17 protein-coding genes are annotated in these 17308 nt (G+C 60.0%); 10 read left to right on the top strand and 7 right to left on the bottom strand.

The genetic code is table 11. From position 1 onward, the window contains the following. Window positions 1-36: 36 nt before the first annotated feature. From BM174_RS01015 to BM174_RS01000, 4 genes are all read right to left on the bottom strand, one after another. Complete coding sequence (locus BM174_RS01015; protein ID WP_093921961.1) at window positions 37-453, bottom strand: hypothetical protein; 417 nt, start codon at window positions 451-453, stop codon at window positions 37-39. 117 nt (window positions 454-570) lie between these two features. Next, window positions 571-1434, bottom strand: a complete 864-nt coding sequence (locus tag BM174_RS01010) for an inositol monophosphatase family protein (protein ID WP_093921960.1) — start codon at window positions 1432-1434, stop codon at window positions 571-573. A gap of 19 nt (window positions 1435-1453) precedes the next feature. Then, window positions 1454-3970, bottom strand: coding sequence for an ABC transporter permease (locus BM174_RS01005; protein WP_093921959.1), 2517 nt, complete (start codon window positions 3968-3970; stop codon window positions 1454-1456). Next, on the bottom strand, window positions 3967-4635 hold the full coding sequence (locus BM174_RS01000) for an ABC transporter ATP-binding protein (RefSeq protein ID WP_093921958.1): 669 nt from the start codon (window positions 4633-4635) through the stop codon (window positions 3967-3969). Before BM174_RS01000 ends, BM174_RS01005 begins: the two co-directional genes overlap by 4 nt. Window positions 4636-4683: 48 nt before the next feature. Here BM174_RS01000 and BM174_RS00995 point away from each other — a divergent pair, with 48 nt between their 5' ends. Next, window positions 4684-5349 (top strand): arylesterase, encoded by a 666-nt coding sequence (locus BM174_RS00995; RefSeq protein ID WP_177209392.1) that lies wholly within the window; start codon window positions 4684-4686, stop codon window positions 5347-5349. A gap of 82 nt (window positions 5350-5431) precedes the next feature. Here BM174_RS00995 and BM174_RS00990 read toward each other — a convergent pair whose 3' ends face one another. Next, the gene (locus tag BM174_RS00990) at window positions 5432-5638 is read right to left on the bottom strand and encodes a cold-shock protein (protein ID WP_093921956.1); all 207 of its coding nucleotides are present in this window, start codon (window positions 5636-5638) and stop codon (window positions 5432-5434) included. A gap of 783 nt (window positions 5639-6421) precedes the next feature. Between BM174_RS00990 and BM174_RS00985 the strand changes: the two genes are divergently transcribed. Further along, a complete protein-coding gene (locus BM174_RS00985; RefSeq protein WP_093922235.1) occupies window positions 6422-7744 on the top strand; it encodes an NAD(P)-dependent oxidoreductase in 1323 nt (440 codons plus the stop codon). A gap of 25 nt (window positions 7745-7769) precedes the next feature. Then, on the top strand, window positions 7770-9074 hold the full coding sequence (gene preA / locus BM174_RS00980; RefSeq protein WP_093921955.1) for an NAD-dependent dihydropyrimidine dehydrogenase subunit PreA: 1305 nt from the start codon (window positions 7770-7772) through the stop codon (window positions 9072-9074). Between the two features lie 31 nt (window positions 9075-9105). Here the strand turns inward: preA and BM174_RS00975 are convergent, their stop codons facing one another. After that, window positions 9106-9723 (bottom strand): TetR family transcriptional regulator C-terminal domain-containing protein, encoded by a 618-nt coding sequence (locus BM174_RS00975; RefSeq protein ID WP_093921954.1) that lies wholly within the window; start codon window positions 9721-9723, stop codon window positions 9106-9108. 152 nt (window positions 9724-9875) lie between these two features. Between BM174_RS00975 and BM174_RS00970 the strand changes: the two genes are divergently transcribed. The 7 genes from BM174_RS00970 (at window position 9876) to BM174_RS00940 (ending at window position 16658) form a co-directional block, all read left to right on the top strand. Continuing rightward, the gene (locus tag BM174_RS00970) at window positions 9876-11126 is read left to right on the top strand and encodes a Zn-dependent hydrolase (RefSeq protein WP_093921953.1); all 1251 of its coding nucleotides are present in this window, start codon (window positions 9876-9878) and stop codon (window positions 11124-11126) included. Then, the gene (locus BM174_RS00965; RefSeq protein ID WP_093921952.1) at window positions 11092-11484 is read left to right on the top strand and encodes a hypothetical protein; all 393 of its coding nucleotides are present in this window, start codon (window positions 11092-11094) and stop codon (window positions 11482-11484) included. Before BM174_RS00970 ends, BM174_RS00965 begins: the two co-directional genes overlap by 35 nt. 91 nt (window positions 11485-11575) lie before the next feature. After that, on the top strand, window positions 11576-13036 hold the full coding sequence (gene hydA, locus BM174_RS00960; RefSeq protein WP_093921951.1) for a dihydropyrimidinase: 1461 nt from the start codon (window positions 11576-11578) through the stop codon (window positions 13034-13036). Window positions 13037-13067: 31 nt separating this feature from the next. Further along, window positions 13068-13895 carry an ABC transporter ATP-binding protein gene (locus BM174_RS00955; protein WP_093921950.1) on the top strand — a complete coding sequence of 276 codons (828 nt, stop codon included), beginning with the start codon at window positions 13068-13070 and terminating at the stop codon, window positions 13893-13895. A 36-nt stretch (window positions 13896-13931) separates the two neighbouring features. Further along, complete coding sequence (locus BM174_RS00950; RefSeq protein WP_093921949.1) at window positions 13932-14795, top strand: ABC transporter permease; 864 nt, start codon at window positions 13932-13934, stop codon at window positions 14793-14795. Beyond that, on the top strand, window positions 14795-15634 hold the full coding sequence (locus tag BM174_RS00945; RefSeq protein ID WP_093921948.1) for an ABC transporter permease: 840 nt from the start codon (window positions 14795-14797) through the stop codon (window positions 15632-15634). Before BM174_RS00950 ends, BM174_RS00945 begins: the two co-directional genes overlap by 1 nt. Window positions 15635-15668: 34 nt before the next feature. Further along, window positions 15669-16658, top strand: coding sequence for an ABC transporter substrate-binding protein (locus BM174_RS00940; protein WP_093921947.1), 990 nt, complete (start codon window positions 15669-15671; stop codon window positions 16656-16658). Between the two features lie 94 nt (window positions 16659-16752). Here the strand turns inward: BM174_RS00940 and BM174_RS00935 are convergent, their stop codons facing one another. Beyond that, window positions 16753-17304 (bottom strand): L,D-transpeptidase, encoded by a 552-nt coding sequence (locus tag BM174_RS00935; protein ID WP_093922234.1) that lies wholly within the window; start codon window positions 17302-17304, stop codon window positions 16753-16755. Between the last annotated feature and the right edge of the window lie 4 nt (window positions 17305-17308).

Genomic DNA, 17308 nt, shown 5'->3' with positions numbered 1-17308 from the left:
GGTGGTTCTTTAAGAACGGCTCTCTGTAGAGACTGATTAGCCCAACAATTTGATCGCACCGCGCGGGATCGTAGCGCTGCAATCTGTGAGGCCGGGTTGCTGTGCAACTGGGCGTGTTGGATACCACAGACGGCAAGTGCCGGCTGGCGGATTAAATTCCGCAGGGATCTGGAGCGGCGCGGTTGAATTGTCGTTGCGGATCGCCATGATCGGCTTCGACACTTTTTTCACCTGCCTGATAGGAACCAAATTACGCTGGGGTGCCGTACGGACTTTTACCGCTGTGGCCGCCGTGGTCGGGGTCGCAGCTTGTACAGCTACGTTAGTGTCAGGGGATGGCAACTCCTGTACGCGGCCCGAGATTGTCGCAGTTTGTGCGGTTGCGGCGAGTGGCATGCCAACAACGGCAAGCGTGGCGAGCGTGATCGTGCCTTTCTTAAGATAGCTAAGCATAACGAAACTCCTGTTTTTGAGGCGGGCCGGATCGTCATGGCCCTCTTTTGCTGCAGGATTAACCTTTATGAGGCGGGAGGAGTTCCGTATTTGGCCTACCTTTAGGCGAATAAATGCTCATTCTAGCAAAAATGAGAATATTTTCTGCAGGCGGTTCCACGTGGCCTTGTCGGGAGCGACCAGCAGATGACCTTCGTGCCGCCCGGCGGAGTATTCGCCGCCTTCCAGCATCTCCACATGCGCCCCTGCGCGGGCGCAGATCAGCGCACCGGCGGCATGGTCCCATGGGTGCAATGTGGCGGTGAGCAGGAAATCTGTGTGGCCCTGCGCGATCATCCGGTATTCGTGCGCCGAACAGCGCAGGGTGTGGCTGCGCGCAAAGCTGGGCAGAGCCGCTGCTACTTTGGGGCGCAGGTGGTGGGCGAAAAGGTTGAGAGGGATGTAGCCTGCAAGTTTTTCGACCGGCTTACCGATCGCAGCGTGCAGGGTGCGTGAGGTGCCTGTCGCGCGTTCCAGCCGTGCAGAACTGTCGCTGTCGGCGATTGCCCAGTCATCCGCAACCGGATCATAGATCAGGCCAAAGACCGGACGACCGAACTGTGTGGCGGCAAGGATGACGCCGAAAACGGCAAGCTCGTGGGCGAAGTTCCACGTGCCGTCGACGGGATCGATGATAAACGCCAGCGGGGCTTCCGCGATCTTAGTGAGTAATGTCGGATCAGCAGCGACGGCCTCTTCGCCGACCACCAGCGCGCTAGGGAAGGCGGTTTGCAAGGCGCGGGTGATCATGGTTTCGGCGGCGGTGTCGGCAGCGGTCACCAGATCATCGGGGCGCGATTTGCTGGCGATGTCAGAGCTGGCGAGGCTGCGGAATCGTGGCATGATCTCGGCCTTTGCTGCACGCCGGATGATATTTAGCACATGCTGTTGCTGTGCAGTCGTCAGCGCAGGCTTTGGGGCGGCGGGCAGGTTGTCGGTCATTTCGGTTCCTCAAAATAGGTTATTCGCGGGCGCGCAACACTTGGGCAGGGCGCGCATTGAGCGATGCCAAGGCAAAGCCGAGGCCCGCTAGAATTGTCGCCATAACGCCCCCTGCCACGATCATCAGGGCCGAGGACCAGATGATGCTGAAATCGGTTTCCATCACAAAGCGGCTAACGGCCCAGCCCCCTAAGATACCCGCGAGCAGGGCGACGGTTCCTGCAAACAGCCCCAAAAGGGCGGCGCGCAGGACAAAGCTGGCGGCTATGGCGCGGCGCGAGGCGCCGAAGGTTTTCAGCATTGCCGCCTCGAAGGTGCGGGCGTCAGCACCCGCTGCGGCCGCGCCGATCAACACCAGAAAACCGGTCAACAGCGTCGCCAGCGCCCCGTAGGACGTGGCGGCGGCAAGGCCCGTGAGTACCTCGGCCACGCGGTCGATGGCGTCGCGCACACGGATCGCGGTGATATTGGGATAGGCGTTGGCCAGATCCCGCAGGATCGCGGCTTCGGCCTCGGGGGAGGAATAGACCGTAGAGATGAAGGTATGCGGCGCACCCTGCAGCGCTTTGGGATTCATGGTTATAACGAACCCCAGCGCTGCGCCGGAGAATTCTACTTCGCGGAAGTTGGCGATGGTGCCGGTGATGTCGCGGCCCAACACGTTCACGGTGAGGGTATCGCCAAGTTTGAGGCCAATCTCCTCGGCCTCCTCGGCGGCAAAGCTGATCAGCGGTGGTCCGTCATAATCGGCAGCCCACCATGCGCCTTGGGTGAGGGTGTCATGCTCTTGCGGGCTGGCGGCATAGGTCAGGCCCCGATCACCGCGCACGACCCAATGATCGCCCGCAACATCCTTGGCAGGCTTGCCATTGATGCGGGTCACCACGCCTCGCAGCATTGGCGCGGTATCGATGCGGCTGACGGCGGGGTCATTTTCCAGCCGTTCGGTATAGCCCGCCATCTGGTCTTTCTGGATGTCGACGAAGAAATAGGAGGGCGCGATATCTGGCAGGTTGCCCGAAATCGTCATGCGCAGGTTACCGTCGATTTGCCCGACAGCGGCGAGTACGGACAGGCCCAGCCCCAAAGACAGCACAACGGCGCCCGCCCCTTCGCCCGGCCCGCTGATCGCGGCCAGCGCCCATCGCAGGCGCGGGTGACCGCGTGCCATGCGCGCGCCCTTACGTGCTAGATACCGCACTGCGAGGGCCGCAAGGCTCAGCAACACCAACGCAACTGCGATGCCGCCCAATGTCGTCAGCGTGAGCCACCATGAGCCGTTGAACAGTCCTGCCAACCCAACCAGCGCGGCTACGAGCAGGATGGTGATGATGATGTACCGCGGTGCTGGCCAGCGCTGTGCCCCTTGCCACGCATCGCGAAACAGCGTTGCAGGGCGGACCTGTTCGGTGCGGGCCAGCGGCCATAGGGTAAAGGCAAGTGCGGTCAGAATGCCGTAAATCGCCGCTTCGGCCAATGGTGCGGGATAGATCGCAAAGGCCGCAGGAATCGGCAGTCGCGCCTCGATCAGCGGGGCCAGCAACAGCGGCACCAGCGCACCGAGTACCACGCCTATGGCGACGCCCAAAAGTGACAACGCCCCAATCTGGATCAGATAGGTCTGGAAGATTGTCGCACGGTCCGCGCCCAAGGCCCGCAGGATCGCGATCACCTGCGTCTTGCTCTGCAGATAGTTGCGCACCGCAGCAGAAACGCCGACCCCGCCAACCGCCAGCCCCGACAGGCCGACAAGGATCAAAAACGCGCTCATCCGTTCGACGAAACGCGCGACGCCGGGCGCGCCATTGCGGGCATCGGTCCAGCGCATGCCGCTATTGGCGAACTCGGTCTGCGCCTGTGACTTCAGGGTGTCGAGATCGGTGCCCTCGGCCAAGGTCAGGCGGTATTTGCTGTTGAATAAGGTGCCTTGCGCTAGCAACCCCGACCCGTCGAGCGCTGCGCGGCGCAGCAAGGTGCGCGGCCCGAGGGCAAAGCCGCCCGCCGCGCTATCAGGTTCGCGGGTCAGCACCGCAGACAGGTGGAAGGTCTTGTCGCCCAGTTTGAAATTATCGCCTGCACTCAGACCAAGCCGGTCGACCAAGGCGCGTTCCATCACCGCACCGGGCCCAGCGGGGTAATCGCCGAGCGCCTCGGCAAGCGGCATCGGGGGCTCCAGCGCGACGGTGCCCAGCAAGGGGTAGGCGGCGTCGACAGCTTTGACCTGCGTCAGGGTCCGCTCGTCAGCGACCACGGCCATAGATCGGAATTCAGCAATTTCGGAGACTGCAGTGGCGCGGCTCTCGATCCAGTCACGCTCCTCAGGTGAGGCAAAACGATAGGTGAAATCAAGCTCTGCGGCACCGCCAAGCAAGGCGGCTCCCTCGCGCTTTAATCCGCCTTCGATGGCAGCCCGAACCGAGCCGACCGCCGCAATCGCGGCAACGCCCAAGGCCAGGCAAGCGATGAACAGGCGAAAACCGCGCAGACCGCCGCGCATTTCACGGCGGGCAAAGCGGGCCGCGTGGGCAAGGCTCATGCGACGCGCCCGTCGGCGAGGGATATGGCACGGTCGCAGCGCACCGCTAGGGCCGGGTCATGGGTAACCAACACGAGGGTCGCGCCGTAGCTGTCGCGCATCTCGAAGAGCAAATCCATGATCGTTGCGCCCGTGACACTGTCGAGATTGCCGGTCGGCTCATCTGCAAGCAGGATCGCGGGGCGGGGCGCGCAGGCGCGGGCCAGCGCGACACGTTGCTGCTCGCCGCCCGACATCTGGGTTGGATAGTGGTTGATACGCGCGGCAAGGCCCACAGCGGAGAGGGCTGCTTCGGCCTGCTCAAAAGCGTTCGATACGCCTGCCAACTCCAGCGGGGTGGCGACGTTTTCCAGCGCCGTCATCGTCGGGATCAGATGAAACGATTGAAACACAATGCCCATGCGCCCCTGACGGAACCGCGACAGGGCGTCTTCGTTCATGGTGCTAAGGTTCTGGCCCAAGGCGAGGACAGAGCCGCCCGTGGCTTGCTCCAGCCCGCCCATCACCATCAAGAGCGAGGATTTCCCGGATCCCGATGGGCCGGTCAACGCCACGGTCTCGCCCTTGGTTACCTCAAGCGATACACCGCGCAGAATATCTATCGGTCCGGCATTGCCCTTGAGTTTTAAAGTCACATCTTGGAGTTGGAATACAGGGTCGGTCACGGGCGGGCCTTCTGTTAGGGTCCTGTTGCATATGGAGGTTTGAGCGTGATGCGCAAGTTCATGATCGCGATTGTTTTGTGTCTGGCCGGCTCGGCACAGGCAAAAGAACTGGTTATTGCCGCCTTGGGCGACAGTCTGACGCAGGGCTATGGTCTGCCGCAGGAGGAGGGTTTCGTCCCGCAACTGCAAGATTGGCTGACCGCCGAAGGAGCCGAGGTGACGCTGATAAACGCAGGCGTGTCGGGCGATACTACTGCGGGCGGGCTGTCGCGCGTCGATTGGACGCTGACGCCGGATGTGGACGGGATGATCGTGGCGCTGGGCGGGAATGATCTGTTGCGCGGGTTGGACCCCGATCAGGCCCGCATCAATCTGGAGGGGATATTGAAGGCCGCCGCCGCCAAACAGGTTGATGTTCTATTGATTGGTATGGAAGCGCCACAGAACTTTGGTGCAGAGTATAAGAGCCGTTTCGACGCGCTCTATTCCGATCTGGCAGAAGACTATGGCGCGGTTTTCATGCCCGATTTCTTTGCGGGGATCAGGCAAGGGCACGAGGCCACGGATATGGCCAGCCTGCGTGCGTTCTTCCAGCCTGACGGCATCCACCCCAATGCAGAAGGGGTCGCACTCGTTGTGACGGAAGTTGGGCCGCAGGTGCTGACGCTTGTCGAGAAATTGCAGGACGGCGCGTCATCAGTATCTGGCAATTGATCGCCACGATTTCCTGAGAGGTTCGGGCGATTGGAAAGATGGGCAATAACACAATCGCCCATCTGATGCTTCTGCGCGTGCGTTAGGCCAACGCGAGGTTGGCGGCGCTTTCGCGGCCATCACGGCCTGATTCGATGTCGAAAGTCACCTTTTGGTTGTCAGCAAGGCCGGTGAGGCCTGCGCGCTCGACTGCTGAAATGTGCACAAAGATGTCTTTGCCGCCGCCATCAGGCGCAATAAAGCCGAAGCCTTTAGTAGTGTTGAACCATTTTACGGTGCCAGTTGCCATGACCGTGTCTCCTGTCGTTTGTCCTGCCCACAGAATGTGGCAGCGTGGCTCTGTCGAAAGTGAATCGTCCTGAGCCTCTTGAGGAGCAGTGGTCGATATTCATTCGCGTCGCGTGGTAGATATTGGAAAGGCGCGGTTAAAAATCAAGCATTTTTATAGGCTTTGCTTGTTCCGGCGGTACCCCGCCGACTGAGCCCGTCGCGCAAATTGGCACCTTAAGGGCGAGAAATACTCGCCTTTTAGGGCCTGAACCGCCTCAGCCAGCCTCAGCGGTTGGACCCTTAGGTCAGACAAACCCCTCGCCACTGCAATTTCTGCAGCGCATGGATTTATTGCCGAAACAAGCGCTGCAGCGGGCGTATTTCGGATAGCCCTTGGCGTCGCGGCCCGCGATTGTCTCGCCCCTGCCGGCGCAAAATTCACATGGCACGCGGCCTGCGGTGCGGCACCGGTTACAGCTCTGCTTTTTCGGTTTGTCCGGCAGGCGCGAGGGGGGTTCCCACATTCGATGACCAATTCTTTGATAAATGTTGGATCAACTTATAGGCGACAAGATGCTGCCTGTCATCTGCCATGAGGAGGGCGGCGCAATGCGTTTGTTGGCAGCTATGTCACTCTCGGAAGTTCTCGAGATGGTCAAGAATCATCCTCGAAGCCCTGATTTTTAAGCACTTTTCGGGACCCGTTGGGGACTCTTGAAAAGTAAAAAATTTACCAGTTGATAAAAAAATACTTCCGTGCCAGCATTTTCACATAATCAATAAGATTTCAGGGATGAACCGTATGACCACAGATGTCTTTGAACCGGGGATCAGGGCCGGGCGCTTGGCGGCTGGCACCTATGAGGCAGAGTTTTCGGACCTGCATCCGCCGCTCGACAGCCACGAGGCGCTGGTAGCGGCGGACCGCTGTTACTTTTGTCACGACGCGCCGTGCATGACGGCTTGCCCTACGGACATCGACATACCGTTGTTCATTCGCCAGATCGCTACCGGAACACCAGATGCGGCGGCCAAAACGATCCTGAGCCAGAACATTCTGGGCGGAATGTGCGCGCGGGTCTGCCCGACCGAAACGCTCTGCGAAGAGGTTTGTGTGCGGGAGGTTGCAGAGGGCAAGCCGGTGCTAATCGGCCAGCTGCAACGCTATGCCACCGATCATTTGCAGGCGCAGGGCAAACATCCGTTTGTGCGCGCCGCAAGGACAGAAAAGACCGTGGCCATTGTCGGGGCGGGGCCTGCTGGGCTGTCTTGTGCGCACCGTTTGGCGATGCTCGGGCATGACGTGGTGGTACTGGACGCACGCCCCAAGCCGGGCGGGCTGAATGAATACGGGATCGCGACCTACAAAACCACGGACGGTTTTGCGCAGGCGGAGGTCGACTGGCTGATGCAAATTGGCGGCATCGTGATACGGCACGGCGTGGCCTTGGGCCGTGATGTGACGCTGGAAGGATTGCAAAAAGATTTCGACGCGGTGTTTCTTGGCATGGGGCTGGGCGGCGTCAATGCGTTGGACGCGCCGGGGGCGGATAAGCAAGGTGTTGTGGATGCGGTGGATTTTATCGCCGATCTGCGGCAAGCCGATGACTTGGCGCAGGTGCCGATTGGCCGCGATGTTGTGGTGATTGGTGGCGGCATGACGGCGGTGGATGCTGCCGTACAGGCCAAGCTTTTGGGCGCTTTGAACGTCACCTTGGCCTACCGGCGTGGACGCGACCGGATGAACGCCAGCCGGTTCGAACAGGATCTTGCAGCCTCGCAGGGGGTGCGGATTGTCACCCATGTGGTGCCAGTGGCCGTGCACGGAAATGGTGCGGTGCGCGAAATCGAGTTTGAATATGTCGATGATGCCATGAAAGGCACAGGGCAGATGTTGCGCCTGCCTGCCGATCAAGTGTTTCGTGCCATCGGGCAAACGCTGGAAGGCGACGGATTGCCAGCGCTCGACGGGCGGAAAATTCGCGTCGATGCGGCGGGGCGCACCTCGGTCAGCGGAGTCTGGGCGGGCGGTGACTGCACCGGCGGCGGCGAAGACCTGACAGTGACGGCGGTCGCGCAGGGACGCGATGCGGCGATGGACATTCATAAGGCGCTGGTGGGCTGAAGCCCATCCATCCGGAGGACATTAAATGGCTGATCTGACAAGCAATTTCATCGGGATCAAATCTCCCAACCCGTTCTGGCTGGCCTCGGCGCCGCCGACGGACAAAGAATACAACGTACGCCGCGCCTATGAGGCGGGCTGGGGCGGGGTGGTGTGGAAAACCCTCGGCATGGAGGGGCCGCCCGTCGTCAACGTCAACGGCCCGCGCTACGGCGCGATCTGGGGCGCGGACCGTCGTCTGCTGGGGCTCAACAACATCGAGCTGATCACCGACCGGCCGCTTGAGGTGAACCTGCGCGAGATGAAAGCGGTCAAGCGTGACTATCCTGACCGAGCGCTGATCGCCTCGATCATGGTGCCTTGTGAGGAGGAAGCATGGCGCGCGATCCTGCCGCATGTGGAGGATACTGGCGCAGACGGGATCGAGCTGAACTTCGGCTGTCCGCATGGCATGGCCGAACGTGGCATGGGCAGCGCCGTGGGGCAGGTGCCGGAATATATCGAAATGGTTACCCGCTGGTGCAAGCAATACACGCGGATGCCGGTAATCGTGAAGCTGACGCCCAACATCACCAATGTAATCTATCCCGCCGCAGCGGCAAAGCGCGGTGGCGCGGATGCGGTGTCCCTGATCAACACCATCAACTCGATCACCTCGGTCGATCTGGATGCGTTTTCGCCCGAGCCGATGATTGACGGCAAAGGCACCCATGGCGGCTATTGCGGCCCTGCGGTCAAACCGATTGCCCTAAATATGGTGGCTGAGATTGCCCGCCATGCCGATACCCGTGGCATCCCGATCAGCGGCATTGGCGGCATCACCACTTGGCGCGATGCAGCCGAATTTATGACTTTGGGTGCGGGCAATGTGCAGGTCTGCACGGCGGCGATGACCTATGGCTTCAAGATCGTACAAGAGATGATCAGCGGTCTAAGCGATTATATGGACAGCAAGGGCATGACATCGGTCGATGAGGTCGTGGGCCGCGCTGTCCCGAACGTCACCGACTGGAACCAGCTTAACCTCAACTATGTCGCCAAGGCGAAGATTGATCAGGACCTGTGCATCTCGTGCGGGCGTTGCTTTGCGGCCTGTGAGGATACCTCGCATCAGGCGATCGCGATGTCCGAAGATCGCACCTTTACGGTGATCGAGGAAGAATGCGTGGCGTGCAACCTGTGTGTCAACGTCTGCCCTGTCGAGGATTGTATCACGCTGGAAGCCATGACGCCGGGCCAGACCGATCCGCGCACAGGATTGGTGGTTGATGGGGACTACGCCAACTGGACCACCCACCCGAACAACCCATCGGCCACGGCGGCGGAATAATGTGGTCCCCTTTGGGCAGGCGTCTGTCTGCTCAGAGGGTCAGCATCCGGCCAAACATGGCGCGCAGATGAAGCGAGGCGCGGGCATGGGGGTCGGGATCATCCGGTTGCAGGACACGGACCTGCACATCGAAATCGGCGTAATGCTGGGTCGTTGACCAGATCGAGAAGATCAGGTGCTGGGGGTCAAGATCGGGCAGGCGGCCCGCGTCGATCCAATGTTGGATCAGGGCGCATTTTTCATCGAAAAGAGACCGGAGGTCAGTTTGCAGATGTGGCATCATACGCGGCGCCCCCATCAGAATTTCACCCGCAAACAAACGGCTTTCGCGCGGCAGGTCCCGCGCCATATCGAGCTTGCGCTGCACATAGGCAAGGATCTCCTCGCGGGGGTCGCCAAGCGGGTCCATCGCCACAAGCGGATCAAGCCAGGTTTGCATCAGGCGGCTGAGAAGCGTGACGTGGATCGCCTCCTTGCCATCAAAGTAATAGAGGATGTTGGGCTTGCTCAGCCCCGCCTCGGCGGCGATCTGGTCAAGGGTCGAGCCGCGGTACCCGTAGCTGGAGAAAACCTCGAGCGCGGCATCGAGGATCACCCGCCGGTTGCGTTTCTGGATGCGGCTGGGTTTCTTGGCATTGCCGTCGGGCACAGGCTCTCTCCGGTTCGAGTGCTGGGAAAACAGGCATCGGCCAATCAACGCAACAGGTGTTTCAAAGCAGTTCTTGACACAAGCCACCCTAATCGCAATCGTGACTTTACCAAATGGTAAAAATTCTAACCATCCCGACCAAGGAGCTATTCATGTCCGCACCCGGCGAGAACCTCAAGATCAACGCGGACCGGCTGTGGGACAGTTTGGCGGACATGGCCAAGATCGGTCCCGGCATTGCGGGGGGCAACAACCGACAGACTTTGACCGATGCCGATGCCGAAGGCCGCGCGCTGTTCCAGAAATGGTGCGAGGATGCGGGCTGTACGATGGGGCTGGACCAGATGGGCAATATGTTTGCCCGCCGTGAGGGCGAAGACCCTGACGCGCTGCCGGTTTATGTTGGCAGCCATCTGGATACCCAGCCGACGGGGGGCAAGTATGATGGTGTTCTGGGCGTGCTCGGCGGGTTGGAAATTATCCGCACGCTGAATGATCTGGGTATTCGCACCAAGCACCCCATTGTGGTGACCAATTTTACCAACGAAGAGGGCACGCGCTATGCGCCCGCGATGCTGTCGTCTGGGGTGTTTGCTGGTATTCACACGCAAGACTGGGCATACGGTCGCGTGGATGCCGAGGGCAAGAGTTTTGGCGACGAGTTGCAGCGGATCGGCTGGCGCGGCGAAGAAGAAGTCGGCGCGCGCAAGATGAAGGCCTTCTTTGAGTTGCACATCGAGCAGGGGCCAATTCTGGAGATCGAGGGCAAGGCCATTGGCGTTGTGACCCACGGGCAGGGCCTGTCTTGGACGCAGGTGACCGTGACGGGCAGAGACAGCCACACTGGCAGCACGCCGATGCCAATGCGCTATGACGCCGGTCTAGGCATGGCGCGGATATTGGAGCAGGTGAATGCCATCGCCTTGAGCCACGCGCCACATGCAGTGGGAGCGGCAGGGCATATCGACGTCTACCCCAATTCGCGCAACGTGATACCGGGTAAGGTGGTGTTCACCGTCGATTTCCGCTCGCCCGACCTTGCGGTGATCGAGGATATGGAGGCGCGCTTGCGCGTCGAGGGGCAGCGGATTGCCGACGAGATGGGCTTGGAAGTGGCCTTTGAGAAGGTCGGCGGGTTTGATCCGGTGGCCTTTGACGAGAGCTGTGTGGCGGCGGTGCGGTCAGCCGCAGAACGTCTGGGGTATTCGCACATGGACCTGATCTCTGGCGCGGGGCATGATGCCTGCTGGATCAACCGTGTGGCGCCAACGGCGATGATCATGTGCCCCTGTGTGGGTGGGTTGAGCCACAATGAAGCCGAGGAGATTTCCCGCGAATGGGCGCAGGCGGGGGCAGATGTGCTGATGCATGCGGTGGTCGAAACCGCACAGGTTGTGGGGTGATGTTCGCGCCGCGCATGATATCTGTGGGCGCGAGATGATCGCACCTGCGTTATCTGTGCCCGAGCGCATTGACGCGATGATTGACGCCGAAGTGGCAGAGGCGCTTGCGAGTACGGACAGGGTGACCCGCAGGACAGCGCGGGATTTTATCGCCAGCCGCAGGCCGCCGCGTGAGGTGACGGTGAACTTTTCCGGCGCAATGACCCAGCGGTGTTGGTCGGTCAGCCGTGGGGATGGTACCTACCGTGTGGTGTACTTGCCGACTGCGGGATATTTCTCGCTCTGTGTGGAGAGTGATTTCGGGCCGTTGGATATTGGCGTGCACGGGCCTGCCTTGGGGTGTTACGGGTCGGTGTGAACGCGGTTGTTGTAAGAGTTAAGATTTCGGGGCGTTGCCCCGGACCCCGGGAGATTTGGGGCCAAAAAGAGAAGATGAGGGGAGTGATCTGATGAGCAAGGTGATCAAGGGCGGAACGGTTTGTACGGCGGACCGGACGTGGAAAGCGGATGTGCTGATCGAGGGCGAGACCATCGCGCGGATCGGCGAGAACCTGACCGGCGACGAATACATCGATGCCGAGGGCGCTTACGTCATCCCCGGCGGGATTGACCCACATACGCATCTGGAAATGCCCTTTATGGGGACTACGGCGGCAGAGACCTTCGAGAGCGGGACTTGGGCTGCTGCGGCGGGCGGGACGACGATGATCGTCGATTTTTGCCTGCCCGGGGCGGATGGATCGATCAAGAATGCGATCAACGAGTGGCATCGCAAGTCAGCGCCGCAAATCTGTTCTGACGTCGGCTACCACATGGCGATCACCGGTTGGAACGAGAACGTTTTCAACGAGATGAAAGACGCCGTTGATATGGGCGTGAACTCCTTCAAACACTTCATGGCCTATAAGGGGGCCTTGATGATTGAGGATGACGAGATGTTCGCCTCGTTCAAGCGCTGTGCCGAGTTGGGTGCCTTGCCGATGGTGCATGCGGAGAACGGTGATCTGGTTGCCGAGTTGCAGCAGAAGTATTTTGATCAAGGCATCACCGGGCCGGAGGGCCATGCCTATTCGCGCCCGCCAGAGTTGGAGGGTGAGGCCGCGAACCGTGCAATCACCATCGCCGATACGGCGGGTGTGCCTTTGTACATTGTCCATGTGTCTTGCGAGCAGACTCACGAGGCCATCCGGCGCGCACGCCAGAAGGGTATGCGGGTTTATGGCGAGCCGCTGATCCAGTTCCTGACGCTGGACGAGAGCGAGTATTTCAACACCGATTGGGACCATGCCGCGCGGCGGGTTATGTCGCCGCCGTTCCGCTCGAAGGATCATCAGGACAGTCTCTGGGCGGGCTTGCAGTCAGGCTCGTTGCAGGTGGTGGCGACCGATCATGCGGCGTTCAGCACCGCGCAAAAACGCGCTGGTCGCAACGATTTCCGGATCATCCCCAACGGCTCGAACGGGCTGGAGGAACGTCTGGCTGTGCTTTGGACCGAAGGGGTCGAGACGGGGCGGTTAACGCCAAATGAGTTTGTCGCGGCGACCAGCACCAATGTGGCCAAAATCCTCAATATCTATCCGCGCAAGGGCGCGATTGTTGAGGGAGCGGATGCGGATATCGTGGTTTGGGATCCGAAGATCTCCAAGACGATAAGCACGGCGAACCATCATTCCGTATTGGATTACAACGTGTTCGAAGGTTTTGAGGTAAAGGCACAGGCGCGTTATACGTTGAACCGGGGCGAGGTAATCTGGGCTTGGGGGCAGAACAGCCAGCCCAATCCAGGGCGTGGCAGATTTATTCCGCGGCCTGCCTTTCCCAGTGCCAATGTGGCGCTGTCGAAATGGAAAGAGCTTAACAGTCCGAAGATGATCAAACGCGATCCGCTTAACATTCCGGCGGGGATTTAAACGCGTGGCATTTGGGAACTCCGCAGACGTGATGGCATCAAAGACGGATGGCGCGACGCCAATTGGCGGCCGCGATGCCGCAACAGAGGCTGTTATTTCGGCGCGCAACCTTGATCTGACGTTTCAGACCAACGACGGCCCGATCCATGCGTTGAAGGACGTCAATCTAGATATCAACAAAGGCGAGTTTGTCAGCTTTATCGGGCCCTCGGGCTGTGGCAAGACCACGTTTTTGAGGGTGATGGCCGATCTGGAGCAGCCAACTGGCGGGACGGTGACGGTCAATGGCGTCAGCCCGCAGGAGGCGCGGCGGTCGCGGGCCTATGGCTATGTTTTTCAGGCGGCGGGGCTTTATCCTTGGCGCACGATTGGCGGCAATATCCGGCTACCGCTTGAGATCATGGGCATCTCGAAGGCAGAGCAGGCCGAGCGGGTGGCGCGGGTGCTGGAACTGGTCGAGCTTGCGGGTTTCGAAAAGAAATTCCCTTGGCAATTGTCGGGCGGGATGCAGCAGCGGGCCTCGATTGCGCGAGCGTTGTCGTTTGATGCCGACATTTTGCTCATGGATGAGCCGTTTGGAGCCTTGGACGAGATCGTGCGCGACCATCTGAACGAGCAGTTGCTCAAGCTGTGGGCACGGACGCGCAAGACGGTTGCATTTGTGACCCATTCGATCCCCGAGGCGGTGTATCTATCGACCAAGATCGTGGTGATGAGCCCGCGGCCTGGGCGGATCACCGATGTGATCGATAGCCCGCTGCCGCATGATCGCCCCTTGGAAATACGCGAGACGCCGGAGTTTCTGGAGGTGGCGCACCGTGTGCGCGAAGGGCTGCGGGCGGGGCACGCCGATGTGTGATCTGCAAGCGGGGGCAACGGGCGGCATGGGGGCAGTATGAGGCAGTCTTTTGTGCCGGTTTTGACGGTTTTAACCTTCCTTGTGGTGTTATGGTATGCGGCTGCGGTCTGGCTGAACGCGCCGTGGGCGCACGACCGCGCGACACGTTCGGGCGAGGTTTTAACGACGCAGACGCTGATCGCCGATACATGGTCACAAGATAAACCCAAGTTGCCTGCACCGCACCAAGTGGCGACGGAAATCTGGCAGACCACTGTGGAGAAGAACATCACCTCGAAACGGTCGCTGGTGTATCACGCTTGGGTAACGCTGAGCGCGACCTTGCTGGGATTTGTACTGGGCACGGGGCTGGGCGTACTGCTGGCCATCGGGATTGTTTACAACCGGGTGATGGACATGTCGGTAATGCCTTGGGTTATTGCCAGCCAAACCATTCCGATTTTGGCGATTGCGCCAATGATTATCGTCGTTTTGAACGCGGTCGGGGTTTCCGGTCTGCTGCCCAAAGCGATGATCAGCATGTACCTATCTTTCTTTCCGGTGGTGGTGGGCATGGTCAAAGGGCTGCGCAGCCCTGATGCAATGCAGCTAGACCAGATGCGAACCTGGCATGCCAGCGCGGCGCAATCGTTCTGGAAACTGCGGCTGCCGGCTTCGATGCCCTATCTGTTTACCTCGCTCAAGATCGGCATGGCGGCATCGCTGGTCGGGGCGATTGTTGGCGAATTGCCGACAGGGGCGGTGGCGGGCTTGGGCGCACGGTTGTTGGCGGGGAGCTACTACGGGCAAACCATTCAAATCTGGTCGGCACTCTTGGTGGCGGCTGCCTTGGCGGCGGCGCTGGTCGGGATCATCGGTATTGTGCAGCGCGTGACCCTCAAACGTATGGGGATGTCATAATGGCGTGGTTGGTATTTGCTGTTGCGGCGTGGATTGCGGGGTATAGCTTCAACGTTTGGCTGTCGCGCAGGCCACCGTCGCGGTGGGCGTCCCTCGCGGCACCGATCGTTTTCGGGATCACCTTGATTGCGGTTTGGGAAGGCGTGGTGCGCGGCTTTGAGATCAATCAGGTGTTATTGCCAGCGCCGACGGTGATTGCCGCGCGGTTTGTGACCTCGACCGAGATCCTTTGGGTCGATTTCGTGCAGACCGTATTTAAAGGCGCACTGTCGGGTTATATCATCGGCTGTGGTGCGGCGTTTTTGATCGCTATCGCGGTGGATCGGTTTCCGTTTTTGCAACGCGGTCTATTGCCGGTCGGGAACTTTGTCGCGGCCTTGCCGGTGATTGGCATGGCACCGATTCTGGTGATGTGGTTCGGGTTTGACTGGCAATCAAAGGCGGCGGTGGTCGTGGTGATGGTATTCTTCCCGATGCTGGTGAACACCGTGCAAGGCCTGCAAGCCAGCGATAGTATGCAACGCGATTTGATGCGCACCTATGGAGCAGGGTACTGGCGCACGCTGGCCAAACTGCGCCTGCCTGCGGCGATGCCGTTTATTTTCAACGGATTAAAGATCGGTACAACGCTTGCCCTGATCGGGGCGATTGTTGCTGAATTTTTCGGCTCTCCGGTGCGGGGCATGGGGTTTCGCATCTCGACGTCGATTGGACAGCTTGCGCTTGATCTGGTCTGGGCCGAGATTGTTGTTGCTGCAATCGCGGGGTCGGCCTTCTATGGGCTGATGGCCATGGTCGAACGGACAGTCACATTCTGGCATCCAAGCCAGCGCAAATAAAAACACGACAACCAACCAAGAGGGAGAAAATATAATGAAAAATATCACCACACTCGCCGCCACGGCTGCACTGGGCATGTGGGGGTCGTTGGCCGCTGCGGCTGACGATGTAACACTTCAGCTAAAGTGGGTCACGCAGGCACAGTTCGCCGGATACTACGTGGCGCAAGATAAAGGCTTCTATGAAGAAGAAGGGCTGAATGTCACCATCAAACCGGGCGGCCCTGATGTGGCACCAACGCAGGTTTTGGCGGGCGGCGGCGCGGATGTGACCGTGGACTGGATGCCGTCGGCGCTGTCGGCGCGCGAAAAAGGTCTGGCGATGGTAAACATCGCGCAGCCGTTCAAGTCGTCTGGCATGATGCTGACCTGCCGCAAGGATGCAGGGGTCGAATCCACCGACGACTTCAAGGGCAAAACCTTGGGCGTATGGTTCGGTGGCAACGAATTCCCGTTCCTGAGCTGGATGAACAAGCTGGGTCTCGGGACCGAGGGCGGCGAGGATGGCGTGACTGTGCTGAAGCAGGGCTTCAACGTGGATCCGCTTTTGCAAAATCAAGCGGCCTGCGTGTCGACCATGACCTATAACGAGTACTGGCAGGTCATTGATGCGGGGCTGACACCGGAGGACTTGCAGGTCTTCAAATACGAAGATCAGGGCGTCGCGACGTTGGAAGACGGGCTTTACGTGCTCGAAGACAAGTTAAGCGATCCCGCGTTCGAAGACAAAATGGTGCGTTTCGTGCGCGCCTCGATGAAGGGCTGGAAGTATGCCGAGTCCAACCCTGACGAAGCTGCTGACATCGTGTTGGAGAACGATGCGTCCGGTGCCCAGACAGAAGAGCATCAAAAGCGGATGATGGGCGAGATCGCGAAACTGACAGCCGGATCGAACGGCGCGTTGGACGAGGCCGACTATGAGCGCACCGTGGAATCGCTGTTGTCTGGCGGCTCCGATCCGGTGATTTCAAAAGCGCCCGAAGGAGCATGGACCCATGCGATCACCGACAAAGCGTTGAACTAAACGCAAGGAAAATGCGGGTCGACCGGTTGGTTTGCCCCCGAAAAATAGCAAAGGGCCGGTGCATGCACCGGCCCTTTTACGTGAGGTGGGGAAGTTAAAGAACCGTGACAGTCGTGCCGATTGGTACGCGGTTATAAAGATCAATCACGTGCTCGTTCAGCATCCGGATACAGCCGTTGGAGACTGACCGCCCGATGGTGTTAGGTTGGGTGGTGCCGTGAATGCGGAAGTAAGTGTCGCGGCCGTTCTGGAACAGATAGAGTGCGCGGGCACCCAGCGGATTGTTCGGGCCACCGGGTTGAGCTTCGGTATTGCCGATGAAACGTTGGTAATTCTGTGGCTCACGCTCAATCATCTCGTTGGTCGGACGCCATGTCGGCCACTCTTTCTTGACGCTGATGGTCGCGGTGCCGGTAAACTCCAGGCCTGCTTTGCCGACGCCAACGCCGTAGCGCAGCGCTTTGCCCGGTGCCGTCACGAAATAAAGGTAGTGGCTGCGCGGCAGAACCAGCAACTGGCCGGGCTGGTATTGGCTTTTGACCAGAACCTCCTGCGGGGTCGCATCAAATGCGGCGGTACGCGCGGAAGTCAGTTGCGGCAGGGCAGTGGCGGCCAGAGCCGTGGTTAAAAATGTACGGCGGTGCATCAGA

This window comes from Sulfitobacter brevis, from assembly GCF_900112755.1.
GTDB lineage: Bacteria > Pseudomonadota > Alphaproteobacteria > Rhodobacterales > Rhodobacteraceae > Sulfitobacter > Sulfitobacter brevis.
This window is presented reverse-complemented; position numbering and strand designations above follow the sequence as displayed.

Excerpts from the sequence above, each read along its gene's own strand:
- BM174_RS01015 (WP_093921961.1), bottom strand. The coding sequence starts at position 453 with ATGCTTAGCTATCTTAAGAAAGGCACGATCACGCTCGCCACGCTTGCC.
- BM174_RS00965 (WP_093921952.1), top strand. The coding sequence starts at position 11,092 with ATGCGGTGGTCGAAACCGCACAGGTTGTGGGGTGATGTTCGCGCCGCG.
- hydA (WP_093921951.1), top strand. The coding sequence starts at position 11,576 with ATGAGCAAGGTGATCAAGGGCGGAACGGTTTGTACGGCGGACCGGACG.
- BM174_RS01010 (WP_093921960.1), bottom strand. The coding sequence starts at position 1,434 with ATGACCGACAACCTGCCCGCCGCCCCAAAGCCTGCGCTGACGACTGCA.
- BM174_RS00990 (WP_093921956.1), bottom strand. The coding sequence starts at position 5,638 with ATGGCAACTGGCACCGTAAAATGGTTCAACACTACTAAAGGCTTCGGC.
- BM174_RS00995 (WP_177209392.1), top strand. The coding sequence starts at position 4,684 with ATGCGCAAGTTCATGATCGCGATTGTTTTGTGTCTGGCCGGCTCGGCA.
- BM174_RS00935 (WP_093922234.1), bottom strand. The coding sequence starts at position 17,304 with ATGCACCGCCGTACATTTTTAACCACGGCTCTGGCCGCCACTGCCCTG.
- BM174_RS00985 (WP_093922235.1), top strand. The coding sequence starts at position 6,422 with ATGACCACAGATGTCTTTGAACCGGGGATCAGGGCCGGGCGCTTGGCG.
- preA (WP_093921955.1), top strand. The coding sequence starts at position 7,770 with ATGGCTGATCTGACAAGCAATTTCATCGGGATCAAATCTCCCAACCCG.
- BM174_RS01005 (WP_093921959.1), bottom strand. The coding sequence starts at position 3,970 with ATGAGCCTTGCCCACGCGGCCCGCTTTGCCCGCCGTGAAATGCGCGGC.
- BM174_RS00945 (WP_093921948.1), top strand. The coding sequence starts at position 14,795 with ATGGCGTGGTTGGTATTTGCTGTTGCGGCGTGGATTGCGGGGTATAGC.
- BM174_RS00940 (WP_093921947.1), top strand. The coding sequence starts at position 15,669 with ATGAAAAATATCACCACACTCGCCGCCACGGCTGCACTGGGCATGTGG.
- BM174_RS00955 (WP_093921950.1), top strand. The coding sequence starts at position 13,068 with ATGGCATCAAAGACGGATGGCGCGACGCCAATTGGCGGCCGCGATGCC.
- BM174_RS00970 (WP_093921953.1), top strand. The coding sequence starts at position 9,876 with ATGTCCGCACCCGGCGAGAACCTCAAGATCAACGCGGACCGGCTGTGG.
- BM174_RS00950 (WP_093921949.1), top strand. The coding sequence starts at position 13,932 with ATGAGGCAGTCTTTTGTGCCGGTTTTGACGGTTTTAACCTTCCTTGTG.